Source organism: Citrobacter sp. wls613 (assembly GCF_005281195.1).
Classification (GTDB): Bacteria; Pseudomonadota; Gammaproteobacteria; order Enterobacterales; family Enterobacteriaceae; genus Citrobacter; species Citrobacter gillenii.
In genome coordinates, this window is record NZ_SZXN01000012.1 from 50,220 (window position 1) to 65,345 (window position 15,126).

The 15,126-nt window shown below is 53.4% G+C and carries 16 protein-coding genes and 1 other annotated feature; of the genes, 11 read left to right on the top strand and 5 right to left on the bottom strand.

All coding sequences use genetic code 11. The features are described 5' to 3' along the window. Positions 1 to 32: 32 nt before the first annotated feature. Complete coding sequence (yjjX, locus tag FDX01_RS02455) at positions 33 to 548, bottom strand: inosine/xanthosine triphosphatase (RefSeq protein WP_096758391.1); 516 nt, start codon at positions 546 to 548, stop codon at positions 33 to 35. A gap of 52 nt (positions 549 to 600) precedes the next feature. Between yjjX and gpmB the strand changes: the two genes are divergently transcribed. After that, on the top strand, positions 601 to 1,248 hold the full coding sequence (gpmB, locus tag FDX01_RS02460; RefSeq protein WP_096758390.1) for a 2,3-diphosphoglycerate-dependent phosphoglycerate mutase GpmB: 648 nt from the start codon (positions 601 to 603) through the stop codon (positions 1,246 to 1,248). On the opposite strand, the gene robA is transcribed toward gpmB, so the two are convergent. After that, the gene (robA, locus tag FDX01_RS02465; protein WP_096758389.1) at positions 1,245 to 2,114 is read right to left on the bottom strand and encodes an MDR efflux pump AcrAB transcriptional activator RobA; all 870 of its coding nucleotides are present in this window, start codon (positions 2,112 to 2,114) and stop codon (positions 1,245 to 1,247) included. The genes gpmB and robA overlap by 4 nt on opposite strands. Before the next feature lie 211 nt (positions 2,115 to 2,325). Between robA and creA the strand changes: the two genes are divergently transcribed. The 4 genes from creA to creD are packed head-to-tail and all read left to right on the top strand — an operon-like array spanning position 2,326 to position 6,329. After that, entirely contained in the window at positions 2,326 to 2,799 is a 474-nt protein-coding gene (gene creA / locus FDX01_RS02470; protein ID WP_096758388.1) for a protein CreA, read from the top strand. A gap of 12 nt (positions 2,800 to 2,811) precedes the next feature. Continuing rightward, complete coding sequence (gene creB / locus FDX01_RS02475) at positions 2,812 to 3,501, top strand: two-component system response regulator CreB (protein WP_096758387.1); 690 nt, start codon at positions 2,812 to 2,814, stop codon at positions 3,499 to 3,501. After that, entirely contained in the window at positions 3,501 to 4,925 is a 1,425-nt protein-coding gene (gene creC / locus FDX01_RS02480; RefSeq protein ID WP_137399166.1) for a two-component system sensor histidine kinase CreC, read from the top strand. Before creB ends, creC begins: the two co-directional genes overlap by 1 nt. A gap of 57 nt (positions 4,926 to 4,982) precedes the next feature. After that, a complete protein-coding gene (gene creD, locus FDX01_RS02485) occupies positions 4,983 to 6,329 on the top strand; it encodes a cell envelope integrity protein CreD (protein ID WP_115259515.1) in 1,347 nt (448 codons plus the stop codon). Between the two features lie 60 nt (positions 6,330 to 6,389). Here the strand turns inward: creD and arcA are convergent, their stop codons facing one another. Beyond that, entirely contained in the window at positions 6,390 to 7,106 is a 717-nt protein-coding gene (arcA, locus tag FDX01_RS02490) for a two-component system response regulator ArcA (RefSeq protein WP_001194359.1), read from the bottom strand. A 95-nt stretch (positions 7,107 to 7,201) separates the two neighbouring features. Between arcA and yjjY the strand changes: the two genes are divergently transcribed. The 6 genes from yjjY (at position 7,202) to thrC (ending at position 13,468) form a co-directional block, all read left to right on the top strand. Next, the gene (gene yjjY / locus FDX01_RS02495) at positions 7,202 to 7,342 is read left to right on the top strand and encodes a protein YjjY (RefSeq protein ID WP_001541509.1); all 141 of its coding nucleotides are present in this window, start codon (positions 7,202 to 7,204) and stop codon (positions 7,340 to 7,342) included. 399 nt (positions 7,343 to 7,741) lie between these two features. Continuing rightward, positions 7,742 to 8,428, top strand: a complete 687-nt coding sequence (locus FDX01_RS02500) for a tRNA/rRNA methyltransferase (RefSeq protein WP_115259514.1) — start codon at positions 7,742 to 7,744, stop codon at positions 8,426 to 8,428. A gap of 206 nt (positions 8,429 to 8,634) precedes the next feature. Next, positions 8,635 to 8,761 (top strand) — a sequence feature (Thr leader region). Further along, complete coding sequence (gene thrL / locus FDX01_RS02505) at positions 8,640 to 8,705, top strand: thr operon leader peptide (protein WP_096759473.1); 66 nt, start codon at positions 8,640 to 8,642, stop codon at positions 8,703 to 8,705. It overlaps the preceding feature by 66 nt. A 23-nt stretch (positions 8,762 to 8,784) precedes the next feature. Continuing rightward, positions 8,785 to 11,247: a bifunctional aspartate kinase/homoserine dehydrogenase I gene (thrA, locus tag FDX01_RS02510; RefSeq protein ID WP_137399167.1), complete on the top strand. Its 2,463-nt coding sequence runs from the start codon at positions 8,785 to 8,787 to the stop codon at positions 11,245 to 11,247. 1 nt (position 11,248) lies between these two features. Beyond that, the gene (thrB, locus tag FDX01_RS02515) at positions 11,249 to 12,181 is read left to right on the top strand and encodes a homoserine kinase (RefSeq protein ID WP_096758382.1); all 933 of its coding nucleotides are present in this window, start codon (positions 11,249 to 11,251) and stop codon (positions 12,179 to 12,181) included. Further along, positions 12,182 to 13,468 carry a threonine synthase gene (thrC, locus tag FDX01_RS02520; protein WP_096758381.1) on the top strand — a complete coding sequence of 429 codons (1,287 nt, stop codon included), beginning with the start codon at positions 12,182 to 12,184 and terminating at the stop codon, positions 13,466 to 13,468. It begins immediately after the preceding gene. A 102-nt stretch (positions 13,469 to 13,570) separates the two neighbouring features. On the opposite strand, the gene yaaA is transcribed toward thrC, so the two are convergent. Beyond that, positions 13,571 to 14,344: a peroxide stress protein YaaA gene (gene yaaA, locus FDX01_RS02525; RefSeq protein ID WP_115259511.1), complete on the bottom strand. Its 774-nt coding sequence runs from the start codon at positions 14,342 to 14,344 to the stop codon at positions 13,571 to 13,573. A gap of 77 nt (positions 14,345 to 14,421) precedes the next feature. Next, the coding region (locus tag FDX01_RS23250) for an alanine:cation symporter family protein (RefSeq protein WP_249360837.1) at positions 14,422 to 15,126 on the bottom strand (705 nt) is incomplete at its 5' end.

Here is a 15,126-nt window from a genome sequence, read left to right on the forward strand (position 1 = left end):
TGCTTATCAGGCCTACAACGTAGCGCAAATAATTACCGATACACCGCGTTATGGAACGGGCTGAGCGCCAGGATCACCGCCTGGTGATAGACGCTGGCACGGGTTAACTTCCCGGCGGTAAACACGCCAATCGCCCCTTCTTTACGGCCTATCTCGTCAATGCCTGTGTACTGTGACATCACCGGACCGAGCGCTTCTCCCTGACGGACTCTGTCGAGAATCACCGCCGGCAGCGGCAGCGTAGCGGAACGCGCTTCACCGCGCTGAACGCCATTATCAATCACCACCCAGCTGAAGGTCGCGTCATCGTCAATGCCAGCTTCAATGGCCACCCAGAAATCGGCCTGCGGATGCAGGCGGCGTGCGTTATCTATGCGATTTCGTGCGCCAGTGCGCGTTTCCTGACTTCCAAAAGGTTGTTCCGGCACACCGCTCTCGACGGCGACGGGTTCAATATGGCAGGATCCTTCACCGAAAATCTCTTCAAATGCCCGAAGAATTGCCTGAATTTTGGCAGGATTGGTGGTCGCAGAGATAACCTTGTGCATAATTAAGCTCAGTTTGAAAATTCATCGCATCGCAGTATAACGGAAAAAACGCATGTTACAGGTATACCTTGTTCGCCACGGTGAAACGCAGTGGAACGCCGAGCGACGTATTCAAGGCCAGTCAGACAGCCCGCTGACCGCTAAAGGTGAACAGCAAGCTATGCAGGTTGGCGAACGCGCCCGCTCGCTTGGCATTACTCACGTCATCAGTAGCGATTTAGGTCGTACACGACGCACCGCAGAAATCATCGCCCAGGCGTGTGGCTGTGATATCACCTTCGACGCCCGCCTGCGCGAGCTGAATATGGGGGTGCTGGAAAAGCGCCACATCGACTCTCTGACGCCAGAGGAAGAGGGCTGGCGTCGCCAGTTAGTCAACGGCACGGTTGATGGTCGTATTCCGGATGGGGAATCCATGCAGGAACTGGCCGATCGTGTTAACGCCGCGCTGGCATCTTGTCTGGAACTGCCGCAAGGGAGCCGCCCATTGCTGGTAAGCCACGGTATTGCGCTGGGTTGCCTGGTGAGTACGATTCTGGGACTGCCCGCCTGGGCTGAGCGTCGGCTGCGTCTGCGCAACTGCTCGATTTCCCGCGTCGATTATCAGGAAAGTTTATGGCTTGCGCCGGGTTGGGTGGTCGAAACGGCAGGGGACATCTCGCATCTGGACGCCCCTGCGTTGGATGAGCTACAGCGCTAACGGCGAATAGGAATCAGGAATTCGCAGCGTAGGTTAATAGGGCGATCGCCTGCTTTGGCATCTTCTGCCGGGTAGTATCGCTCTATATCCTGACCTTTACGACGGGTCAGGTTCAGCATTGGCATACAGGTGCCATACACTGTCAGAATAAATTCCTGCACGCCCGTTCCCAGGCCTTCATAGGTAAACATGACATATTCGCCGCCCTGCAACAGGATTGGCTGCGCGGACGGTACATAGCCGCTGGCCTGTTCTGGCGTGAGTGCGGTGGTATAAAAGACTTCCTGCTCGTCATCTTTTTCAAAACTCGGACGCGTTTCGTTGAGTCCGTACAGCACCGGCGGAATGGCAGGAGCCTGGCTCAGGAAGTCGCGCCAGAACTGAATACGCATTTCATGACGGAAGTCGGAAATCTGTTCCAGCGAGCAAGAGTAGCTTTGCGTGGTGCCGAGCAACTGCGTGTCTTCCAGCGTCACGAACTGATGCGCTGGCATCGCAAATTCCCCGAGTCGCATCGGTGGGCGAATACCAAAAGCGCTCCATTCCGGCGAGCGGCGGTACAGTGCAGGCGTCTGAGCGAATTGTTTTTTGAACGCACGGGTAAACGTCTGTTGAGAGTCAAAACGGTATTGCAGGGCAATATCCAGAATCGGACGCGCAGTCAGGCGTAGCGCCACAGCGGACTTCGATAAACGACGGGCGCGGATGTAGGCACCAATAGCGTGGCCCGTCACGTCCTTAAACATTCTCTGCAGATGCCACTTGGAATAGCCTGCTTTTGCCGCCACATTGTCAAGCGACAGAGGCTGATCCAGATGACCTTCCAGCCAGATTAATAGGTCGCGAATAATGCCAGCCTGATCCATAAAATATCCTCATCCTTTCAACAGCGAGTACCTGACGTCAGGTAAGAGGATAATAGCATTTTTTGCTGTTTTAGCATTCAGTGTTTTTTTTGCTCATAAATGCTGTTTTCGGACATACGAAAGCGTGATTATTGTAATCCTGTGATCTGTATACATTTTATTTTAGAATGTTGAATAATTGCTCAGGGCAACTTTTAAAAATGGTAACAATATGAAATATAAGAGCTTAGTCATTTCCTCAATTTTGCTGTTGTTGGCGCAGGTGGCCCATGCGGAGCAGATTGGTTCTGTCGATACGGTATTTAAAATGTTTGGACCGGATCATAAAATCGTCGTCGAAGCGTTTGACGATCCCGATGTAACCAACGTGACCTGCTATGTTAGCCGCGCAAAAACCGGTGGCATTAAGGGCGGGTTAGGGCTGGCTGAAGATACCTCCGATGCCGCCATTTCCTGCCAGCAAGTGGGGCCGGTTGAGCTGAGTGACAGAATCAAGAACGGTAAAGCGCAGGGCGAAGTCGTCTTTAAGAAACGGACGTCGCTGGTGTTTAAATCATTACAGGTGGTGCGTTTTTATGATGAAAAACGCAACACGCTGGCGTATCTGGCCTATTCCGACAAGGTTGTCGACGGTTCGCCGAAAAATGCCATCAGCGCGGTGCCCATCATGCCGTGGCGGCAGTAACAAGGAAGCAAAATGCAACAGGCGTTGATCTGGTTGGTTGAGGATGAGCAGGGTATCGCGGATACGCTTATCTACATGCTGCAACAGGAAGGTTTTAGCGTGGAGGCGTTTGAGCGTGGACTGCCGGTGCTGGAAAGCGCGCGTCAGAGATGCCCGGATGCGATAATCCTCGACGTCGGACTGCCTGATATCAGCGGTTTTGAACTGTGCCGACGTCTGCTGGAGCGCCACCCGGCGCTGCCGGTTCTTTTTCTGACCGCCCGCAGCGATGAAGTGGACCGCCTGTTAGGTCTGGAGATTGGCGCGGATGATTACGTCGCCAAACCCTTCTCGCCGCGCGAGGTGTGCGCCCGAGTGCGCACGCTGCTGCGGCGGGTGAGGAAATTTGCAGCACCGCCATCGGCAGCGCGTTTTGGCAATTTTGAACTCAATGAACCCGCCGCGCAGATTGCGTGGTTTGGCTGTCCGTTAAACCTGACGCGCTATGAGTTCCTGTTGCTGAAAACCTTGCTGATGTCGCCGGGGCGTATCTACTCGCGCCAGCAACTGATGGATTTAGTTTGGGCCGATGCGCAGGATACCTACGACAGAACGGTGGACACGCATATCAAAACACTGCGCGCCAAACTGCGGGCTATTAATCCGGATCTCTCGCCGATTAACACGCATCGCGGGATGGGATACAGCCTGAGGAACGCCTGATGCGCATTGGCATGCGACTGCTGCTGGGCTACTTTTTGATTGTCGCCGTTGCCGCCTGGTTTGTTCTGTCTATTTTTGTGCAGGAGATTAAACCTGGCGTACGCCGGGCCACCGAAGGCACGCTGATTGACACCGCCACGCTGTTAGCGGCGCTGGCACGCGACGACGTACTCTCTGGCTCTGCTGCCAACGGCAAGTTGGCGCAGGCCTTCTCGCAACTGCATAACCGCCCTTTTCGTGCCAACATCAGCGGCATTAACAAAGTGCGCAATGAGTATCACGTCTACATGACAGATGCTCAGGGCAAGGTGTTGTTTGATTCCGCCAATAAAGCAGTAGGGGAAGATTATTCCCGTTGGAACGACGTGTGGTTAACGCTGCGCGGGCAATATGGCGCGCGCAGTACGCTGCAAAATCCGGCTGACCCAGAAAGCTCGGTGATGTACGTTGCGGCACCGATTATCGACGGTGAGCGCATTATTGGGGTGCTTAGCGTCGGGAAGCCCAATGCGGCAATGGCACCGGTAATTAAACGCAGCGAGCGGCGGATGCTGTGGGCGAGCGCGGTGTTGCTGGGGATCGCATTAGTGATTGGCGTGGGAATGGTATGGTGGATCAACCGCTCTATTGCCCGGCTGGCGCGCTATGCTGACTCGGTGACGGAGAATCGGCCCGTCGCGTTACCGGATTTAGGCAGCAGTGAATTGCGAAAACTGGCGCAGGCGCTGGAAAGTATGCGCCTGAAGCTGGAGGGTAAGAATTACATTGAGCAGTATGTGTATGCCTTAACCCATGAACTGAAAAGCCCGCTGGCGGCTATTCGTGGCGCGGCGGAGATTTTACGCGAAGGGCCGCCACCTGACGTGGTGGCACGTTTTACCGAAAATATTCTGACGCAAAATGCGCGTATGCAGGCACTGGTCGAAACCCTGTTGCGCCAGGCGCGGCTGGAAAACCGGCAGGATGTTGCGTTTACGCCCGTTGCGGTTGATGCACTGTTTGCCCAGTTGCGCGAGTCGCGTAGCGTCCAGTTGTCTGCTAAACATATCACGCTCAACATTGAGCCCTCATCATGGGTGGTTGCGGCTGAACCTGCGCTGCTGGAGCAGGCCATGGGTAATCTGCTGGATAACGCCATCGACTTTACCCCTGAACAGGGGACCATTTTCCTGAGTGCGCAGCAGCAAGGAGAAAAGGTCTCGTTGCAGGTGACGGACAGCGGCAGCGGGATCCCTGATTTTGCGTTACCGCGCATTTTTGAACGATTTTATTCACTGCCCCGCGAGAATGGTCACAAGAGCAGCGGTCTGGGGCTGGCGTTTGTCAGCGAAGTCGCCCGTCTGTTTGACGGCGATGTGACACTGAGTAATCGCCCCGAAGGCGGGGTACAGGCGTCGTTCACACTTCACCGTCACTTCACATAACTTCAAATTCTGCGCACATAGCCGTTCTACCTTGTCGTCATTGCAAAGGAGAACGCTATGTTGAAATCCCCCCTGTTCTGGAAAATCGTCACCTTAGGTGGCGCCATGCTGTTGCTGTTAATTCCTCTGACGATGGTCAGGCAGATAATCGTTGAGCGATCGGATTACCGTAATGAGGTCGAAGATGCTATCCGGCAGAGTACCAGTGGGCCGCAGAAGTTAGTTGGGCCGCTAATTGCTATCCCCGTGACCGAACTTTATACCTCGCTGGAAGACGGTAAAGAAGTCTCGCAAAAGCGCAGCTATATCCATTTCTGGCTGCCGGAGTCGTTGATGGTTGAGGGCAATCAAAATGTTGAAGGACGTAAAGTCGGCATTTATGAGGGCCAGGTCTGGCATAACGATGTGTCGTTGAACGCGGAGTTCAATGCGGAACGGCTGAGTGAATTGCATCACCCTAATATAACGTTAGGGAAACCGTTTATTGTGGTTGGCGTCGGCGACGCACGCGGGATTGGCGTGGTGAAAGTGCCGCAGATTAACGGGACGTCGCTGGCCGTTGAGCCGGGAACGGGGCTTGATGGGCGTGCGCAGGGGATCCACATTCCGCTGCCGGATGCGGAATGGACGAAGCAAAACCTTAGTCTGGCGCTGTCGCTTAATCTGAACGGTACCGGGGATTTTTCCGTTGTCCCCATTGGACGTAACAGCGAAATGACCCTAACCAGTAACTGGCCGCATCCCAATTTTCTGGGGGATTTTTTGCCCACGAAGCGTGAAGTTAGTGCATCAGGGTTTACGGCCCAATGGCAAAGCAGCTGGTTTGCCAATAACCTCGGTGATCGTTTTGATGGGGAAAAAATTGGCTGGCAGGGAATGCCAGCGTTTAGCGTGGCGGTAGCTACACCGGCCGATCAATATCAGCTGACCGACAGAGCAACGAAGTATGCCATCTTACTGATCGTACTGACTTTTATGTCTTTCTTTGTGCTTGAGAGTATGACCAGTCTGCGCCTGCACCCCATGCAGTATCTGTTGGTAGGGTTATCGCTGGTGATGTTTTATCTGCTGTTGCTGGCACTGTCAGAACATATTGGTTTTACCGCGGCGTGGATTATTGCCAGCCTGATTGGTGCCCTGATGAACGGCGTGTATTTACAGGCGGTATTACAAGGGTGGCGTAACAGTATTCTGTTCACCCTGGCGCTGTTGGCACTGGACGGGGTGATGTGGGTGTTACTGCGTTCGCAGGACAGTTCTTTGCTACTGGGAACCGGCGTGCTGTTATTGGCACTGTGCGGGATTATGTTCCTGACGCGTCATCTTGACTGGCACGCACTGGCTCGGCCCAAAGCAAAAGAGACGCAACCCGTGGAAAACGATGAATTTCGTTTGTGGAAGTAGGGTGGAGATAAAATGAAAAACGGCGCTTTACGCGCCGTTTTTGTTCCCGCAAGGATGAGATTAATCCTGCAGGTCGCCGCAGAAACGATAGCCTTCACCGTGAATGGTGGCGATGATTTCTGGCGTATCCGGCGTAGATTCGAAATGCTTACGAATACGACGGATAGTCACGTCAACGGTACGGTCATGCGGCTTCAGTTCGCGACCGGTCATTTTTTTCAGCAGTTCTGCGCGAGACTGGATCTTGCCCGGATTCTCACAGAAGTGAAGCATGGCACGGAATTCGCTGCGTGGCAGTTTATACTGCTCGCCGTCAGGACCGATCAGAGAACGGCTGTTGATGTCCAGTTCCCAACCATTGAACTTGTAGCTTTCGACGCTACGACGTTCTTCGCTGACCGTGCCCAGGTTCATGGTACGGGACAGCAAGTTACGAGCACGGATAGTCAGTTCACGCGGGTTAAACGGTTTGGTGATGTAATCATCCGCGCCGATTTCGAGGCCGAGAATTTTATCGACTTCGTTATCGCGGCCCGTCAGGAACATCAGCGCAACGTTAGCTTGTTCGCGGAGTTCGCGCGCTAACAGAAGACCGTTTTTACCTGGCAGATTGATATCCATAATCACAAGGTTGATGTCATATTCAGAGAGGATCTGATGCATTTCCGCGCCATCTGTCGCCTCGAATACATCATAGCCTTCCGCTTCGAAAATGCTTTTCAACGTGTTACGTGTTACTAACTCGTCTTCAACGATAAGAATGTGCGGGGTCTGCATGTTTGCTACCTAAATTGCCAACTAAATCGAAACAGGAAGTACAAAAGTCCCTGACCTGCCTGATGCATGTCGTAAATTAACATGATCGGCGTAACATGACTAAAGTACGTAATTGCGTTCTTGATGCACTTTCCATCAACGTCAACAACATCATTAGCTTGGTCGTGGGCACTTTCCCTCTGGACCCGACAGTGTCAAAAACGGCTGTCATCCTAACCATTTTAACAGCAACATAACAGGCTAAGACGTACCGGACACCCAATAAAACTACGCTTCGTTGACATATATCAAGTTCAATTGTAGCACGTTAACAGTTTGATGAAATCATCGTATCCAAATGTTAGCTTTCATCACAAAATTGCAATAATACAACTAGTTGCACGTGCTAACTAATAAATGTAATGAATCCTACGAATGAGATCCATTTTAAATTAAATTATCATGAATAAACAGAAGGATATGCAACTTCTGTTAACATAAAAAGCAATAGTACAGGTACGAAACAGTTTAGCATTTTTTACTTAATGTAAAATGCTTTTTCAGTGATCTCTGTTAAAAATATGTAAATTCGCGCTGCGTAATATGTTGATGTGCATCACATTATTATCGGCAAACTGACCAAAAAGAGTAGCAAAATGCGTTTAACAATTATTCTGGTGGCCCCTGCCAGAGCGGAAAATATTGGTGCGGCAGCCCGTGCGATGAAAACCATGGGATTCACCGAGTTGCGGATCGTTGACAGTCAGGCACACCTGGAACCGGCCACGCGCTGGGTGGCCCACGGTTCGGGTGACATTATTGATAATATTAACGTTTTTACAACGTTAGCCGAGGCGCTGCACGACGTGGATTTTACCGTTGCTACCACGGCGCGCAGTCGCGCAAAGTTTCATTATTACGCTACTCCGGTCGAATTGGTTCCGTTGCTGGAGGAAAAATCGGCGTGGATGGATCACGCTGCGCTGGTTTTTGGCCGTGAGGATTCTGGCCTGACGAATGAAGAACTGGCGCTGGCAGACGTGTTGACCGGCGTACCGATGGTGGCTGACTATCCTTCACTGAATTTGGGGCAGGCGGTGATGGTGTATTGCTATCAATTAGCCGGTTTAATACAACAGCCCGCTAAAACCGCTGAGGTGACGGATGAGCTTCAGCTCCAGGCATTACGGACGCGTGTTTTACGTTTATTGACCACGCTGGATGTTGCCGATGACATCAAACTCACGGACTGGTTGCAACAACGAATGGGCCTGTTAGGACAGCGAGACACGGCAATGTTGCACCGTTTTTTACATGATATTGAAAAAAATATCACAAAATAAAATATTGCCAATCTATTCTTTGTGGGTTTTTTATTCTTACTTCAAGCGTGCCTGACGCGCCGTATTGGTTGAAAGTAAAACGGTAAGCAGTGACTCGTGAACAAGTTTCGGAACGTGATCAATTTAGAAATTTATTGACTTAGGTCACGAGATACTTTAACCCTAAAAGAATAGAGCACAGACAGATAATAATTACAGAGCACACAACATCATGAAACGCATCGGCACCACCATTACTACAACCATCACCATTACCACAGGTAACGGTGCGGGCTGACGCGTACAGGAAACACAGAAAAAAGCCCGCACCTAAACAGTGCGGGCTTTTTTTTCGACCAGAGGCAACGAGGTAAACCATGCGAGTGTTGAAGTTTGGCGGTACATCAGTGGCAAATGCAGAGCGCTTTCTGCGGGTTGCCGATATTCTGGAAAGCAATGCCAGGCAGGGGCAGGTTGCGACCGTCCTCTCTGCCCCGGCAAAAATCACTAACCATCTGGTGGCGATGATTGAGAAGACCATCGGTGGCCAGGATGCTTTAGCCAATATCAGCGACGCCGAACGTATTTTCTCTGAGCTTTTGGTCGGTCTTGCCGAGGTTCAGCCCGCTTTCCCGCTGGCGCAACTCAAAGCCTTTGTTGAACAAGAATTTGCCCAAATTAAGCATGTCCTGCACGGCATCAGCCTGCTGGGACAGTGCCCGGACAGCATCAACGCCGCGCTTATCTGCCGTGGTGAAAAAATGTCGATCGCAATTATGGCCGGGCTGCTGGAAGCACGTGGCCACAAAGTGACGGTTATTGATCCGGTTGAGAAACTGTTAGCGGTGGGTCATTACCTCGAATCGACCGTTGATATTACCGAGTCTACGCGTCGAATTGCCGCCAGCCGTATTCCGGCAGACCATATGGTGTTGATGGCAGGCTTTACCGCCGGGAATGAAAAAGGTGAGCTGGTGGTGCTGGGACGTAACGGCTCTGATTACTCCGCCGCCGTGCTGGCTGCCTGTTTGCGTGCAGACTGCTGTGAGATCTGGACGGACGTTGACGGCGTGTATACCTGCGACCCGCGTCAGGTCCCCGATGCCAGACTGCTGAAGTCAATGTCTTATCAGGAAGCGATGGAGCTGTCTTATTTCGGCGCCAAAGTGCTTCACCCGCGCACCATTACCCCGATTGCCCAGTTCCAGATCCCTTGCCTGATTAAAAATACCGGTAACCCGCAAGCGCCGGGTACGCTGATTGGCGCCAGCCGCGATGAAGATGATCTGCCGGTAAAAGGCATTTCGAATCTCAACAATATGGCGATGTTCAGCGTATCGGGTCCGGGAATGAAAGGGATGGTCGGCATGGCGGCCCGCGTGTTTGCCGCGATGTCTCGCGCAGGGATTTCGGTGGTACTGATCACCCAGTCGTCTTCTGAATACAGCATCAGCTTCTGCGTCCCGCAGGGCGACTGTGCGCGTGCACAGCGTGCGATGCAGGATGAATTCTACCTAGAGTTGAAAGAAGGACTGCTGGAGCCGCTGGCGGTCACTGAGCGCCTGGCGATCATCTCAGTAGTTGGCGACGGTATGCGTACACTGCGCGGTATCTCCGCGAAATTCTTTGCCGCGCTGGCGCGTGCCAACATCAATATCGTGGCTATCGCCCAGGGCTCGTCTGAGCGCTCTATTTCGGTGGTGGTGAACAATGATGATGCCACCACCGGCGTGCGCGTGACGCATCAGATGCTGTTCAATACCGATCAGGTGATCGAAGTCTTTGTCATAGGCGTCGGTGGCGTCGGGTCTGCGCTGCTTGAACAGCTTAAGCGGCAACAAACCTGGCTGAAGAGCAAGCATATTGATTTACGCGTTTGCGGGGTGGCGAATTCGAAGGCCCTGCTGACCCATGTTCACGGTCTGAATCTGGAAAACTGGCTGGCGGAGCTGGCGGAAGCCAAGGAACCTTTCAACCTCGGTCGCTTAATTCGCCTGGTGAAAGAATACCATCTGCTTAACCCGGTGATAGTGGACTGTACGTCAAGTCAGGCCGTGGCAGATCAGTATGCGGACTTCCTGCGCGAAGGCTTCCACGTCGTGACACCGAATAAAAAGGCGAATACCTCGTCGATGGATTACTACCATCAGCTACGTTTTGCCGCCGCGAAGTCCCGACGTAAATTCCTCTATGACACCAACGTTGGCGCGGGATTACCGGTTATTGAAAACCTGCAAAACCTGCTCAGTGCAGGTGATGAACTGCAACGCTTCTCGGGGATTCTGTCCGGTTCGCTGTCGTTTATTTTTGGCAAGCTGGATGAAGGCATGAGCTTCTCGCAAGCCACCACGCTGGCACGCGAAATGGGCTATACCGAGCCCGATCCACGCGATGACCTTTCCGGAACGGATGTGGCGCGCAAACTGCTGATCCTCGCCCGCGAAACCGGTCGCGAGCTGGAGCTTAGCGATATCGTTATTGAGCCGGTGTTACCGCAAGATTTTGATGATTCTGGCGATGTCTCTGCGTTTATGGCTAAGCTGTCGCAGCTTGATGATGCGTTTGCCGCGCGCGTGGCGAAAGCCCGTGATGAGGGGAAAGTCATGCGCTATGTTGGCAATATCGAAGAAGACGGCGTGTGTCGGGTGAAAATCGCCGAAGTGGATGGCAACGATCCGCTGTATAAAGTGAAAAATGGCGAAAACGCGCTGGCGTTCTACAGTCACTACTACCAGCCATTACCGCTGGTACTGCGTGGTTACGGTGCAGGTAATGATGTCACGGCGGCGGGCGTCTTTGCCGATCTGCTTCGTACCCTTTCATGGAAGTTAGGAGTTTAACATGGTGAGAGTTTATGCCCCGGCTTCCAGTGCCAATATGAGCGTCGGGTTTGATGTGCTCGGGGCGGCGGTTACGCCCGTTGATGGTTCTTTGTTAGGTGATGTTGTCTCTGTGGAAGCCGCTGACAGTTTTAGCCTCAACAATCTGGGGCGCTTTGCGAGCAAACTGCCGTCAGAGCCGCGGGAAAATATCGTCTACCAGTGCTGGGAGCGATTTTGTCAGGAGCTGGGGAAAGCCGTTCCGGTGACGATGACGCTGGAAAAGAATATGCCGATTGGCTCCGGCTTAGGCTCCAGCGCCTGTTCTGTTGTGGCCGCGCTGGTGGCAATGAATGAGCACTGCGGTAAACCGCTCAACGACACCCGCCTGCTGGCGATCATGGGTGAGCTGGAAGGGCGTATCTCCGGCAGTGTTCATTACGATAATGTGGCACCGTGCTTTTTGGGCGGTATGCAGTTGATGATTGAGGAAAACGGCATTATCAGCCAACAGGTGCCAGGCTTTGATGAGTGGTTGTGGGTGCTGGCCTATCCGGGAATTAAGGTTTCAACGGCTGAAGCGCGGGCGATTTTACCGGCGCAATACCGTCGCCAGGACTGCATCGCCCACGGGCGACATCTGGCGGGCTTCATTCATGCCTGCTATTCCCGTCAGCCAGGGTTAGCGGCAAAGCTGATGAAAGATGTAATTGCCGAGCCATATCGCACCCGCTTGCTGCCCGGCTTCAGCCAGGCGCGTCAGGCGGTGGCGGAAATCGGCGCGGTGGCCAGTGGTATTTCCGGTTCTGGACCGACGCTGTTTGCTCTGTGCGATAAACCGGAGACGGCGCAGCGGGTTGCAGACTGGCTGGGTAAAAATTACCTGCAAAATCAGGAAGGCTTTGTTCATATTTGCCGGCTGGACACGGCGGGCGCACGGGTACTGGGAAAATAAATGAAACTCTACAATCTAAAAGATCATAACGAGCAGGTCAGTTTCGCGCAGGCCGTCACCCAAGGGTTGGGTAGAAAACAGGGGTTATTTTTTCCGCACGATCTGCCGGAATTTAGCCTGACCGAAATCGATGAAATGCTGAAGCTGGATTTTGTCAGCCGTAGCGCAAAGATCCTGTCCGCCTTTATTGGTGATGAAATCGCGAATGACGTCCTCGCAGATCGCGTGCGCGCGGCGTTTGCATTCCCTGCGCCGGTTGCTCAGGTGACGGGTGATGTCGGTTGTCTGGAGCTGTTCCACGGCCCGACGCTGGCCTTTAAAGACTTTGGTGGGCGCTTTATGGCGCAGATGCTGACGCACATCAGCGGCGATAAGCCGGTAACCATCCTGACGGCCACGTCCGGCGATACCGGGGCGGCGGTCGCGCATGCCTTTTATGGCCTGAAAAATGTGCGCGTGGTGATCCTCTATCCTAACGGTAAGATCAGCCCGTTACAGGAAAAACTGTTCTGTACGCTGGGTGGAAACATTGAAACTGTCGCCATTGACGGTGATTTTGATGCCTGCCAGGCGCTGGTGAAACAGGCGTTTGATGACGAAGAACTAAAGGTGGCGCTGGGATTAAATTCGGCTAACTCGATCAACATCAGCCGGTTGCTGGCGCAAATCTGCTACTACTTTGAGGCCGTGGCGCAACTGCCGCAGGAGGCGCGCAATCAGCTGGTGGTTTCTGTACCGAGCGGCAACTTTGGCGATCTGACCGCTGGACTGCTGGCAAAATCGCTCGGTTTGCCGGTGAAGCGTTTTATCGCGGCAACCAATGTCAACGATACGGTTCCGCGTTTCCTTGAAGAAGGCGAGTGGGCGCCGAAAGCCACCCAGGCGACCTTATCGAATGCCATGGATGTCAGCCAGCCGAACAACTGGCCGCGCGTGGAAGAGCTGTTCCGTCGTAAAATCTGGCGTCTGAACGAACTGGGCTATGCGGCCGTTGACGATGCGACCACTGAGGAAACGATGCGTGAGCTGCAGGCGATTGGCTACACCTCAGAGCCGCACGCGGCGGTGGCGTACCGCGCGCTGCGTGATCAACTGAACCCTGGCGAATATGGCCTGTTCCTTGGGACCGCGCACCCGGCGAAGTTTAAAGAAAGCGTTGAACAGATCCTTGATGTGACGCTGGATCTACCAAAAGAGCTGGCGGAGCGTGCGGACTTGCCGCTGCTGTCGCATCATCTACCGGCTGATTTTGCCGCGCTGCGTCAACTGATGATGACCCGCGGGTAATTGTTGTGCCGGATGGTGACGCTAGCGCGTCTTATCCGGCCTACGGGCGTTCGTTTTGTGTCGTAGGCCGGATAAGGCGTTAGCCGCCATCCGGCATGTACACTAGTGCTCGTGACGTTTAAACACCAACTCGCCTTTACCGGAAGCTTCTTCATCAAAGAAATAGCCCTCGCTGTTAAAGGCGGTCAGCTGTTCTGGCTGGGTTAAGCGGTTTTCAATGATATAGCGGCTCATCAGACCGCGCGCTTTTTTAGCATAGAAACTGATCACTTTGAATTTGCCATTTTTCTCGTCGAGGAAGACCGGTTTGATCAGCTCCGCGTTCAGTTTTTTCGGTTTCACGGACTTAAAATACTCATCCGAGGCGAGGTTAATCACCACGTTGTCGCCTTGTGCTTCCAGCGCTTCGTTCAGCTTGTCAGTGATGATGTCCCCCCAGAACTGGTAGAGATCTTTGCCTTTGGTGTTGGCAAGGCGAATGCCCATCTCGAGGCGGTAAGGCTGCATCAGATCCAGCGGGCGCAGCACGCCGTACAACCCGGACAACATGCGTAAATGCCGTTGGGCGAAATCAAAATCGGCCTCGCTGAAGGTGTCTGCCTGCAGCCCAGTGTAGACGTCGCCTTTAAACGCCAGGATGGCCTGACGCGCATTATCGGGCGTGAAGTCAGGCTGCCAGTCGTGGAAACGGGTGGCGTTCAGGTCCGCCAGCTTGTCGCTTATCCCCATCAGCTTACCTATTTGCGGTGCAGACAGCTGACGCGCTTCGTGGATAAGCTGCTGGGAATGGTCCAGCAGCTCGGGCAGCGTATGGCGCGTGGTGGCCAGTGGACTTTGGTAGTCGAGCGTTTTTGCAGGTGAAATCAGAATCAGCATATCCAGTCCTTGCGGGAGATTTACTGCGACTGTAGCAAAAAAAACGACAGAATTGATCGATGGTTGCGATTGCCGCGCTAGCTGCGCGGCGGCTCATCCCAGGTATCAGGTGCAAGCTGTTGTCTGATATCAGGATAACGCTGCGGATCAAATTCCGGTCGCACGCCGAGTTTTCGCTGGCGCAGGTAGTCGCTGGCAAGAGTATGAACAACCGGGGAAAGCAGCAAAATCGCCGTCAGATTCGTGATGGCCATGCAGGCCATAATAATGTCGGCGAGCTGCCACACGAGCGGAAAGTGGAGTAGTGTTCCGCCGATCACGGTGCAGACGGTGGTAATACGCAAAATCCAGATGATGCGAATGGTGTCCAGTTTCAGAAAGATCAGATTATTTTCTGCATAAATGTAGTTAGCGACAATAGAGCTGAAGGCGAACAGAACCACAATCAGCGCAACGAACCCGGCACCCCATTCCCCCGTGAGCGTTACCATGGCCTTCTGGACCAGTTGAATACCTTCCATTGGAACGTACGTGGTGCCATTGCCTGCCAGTAGAATAATCATTGCGCTGGCCGTACAGATAACCAACGTATCGCCCAGCACGCCAATCATCTGCACAATGCCTTGTGCGGCGGGATGCGGAGGCCATGACGCGGCCGCGGCCGCGGCGTTAGGCGTTGAACCCAGGCCCGCTTCATTAGAAAACATACCGCGTTGAAAGCCGCTGGCAATGGCCTGGCTTAGCGTATACCCGGCGGCGCCGGCGGCGGCTTCCTGCCAGCC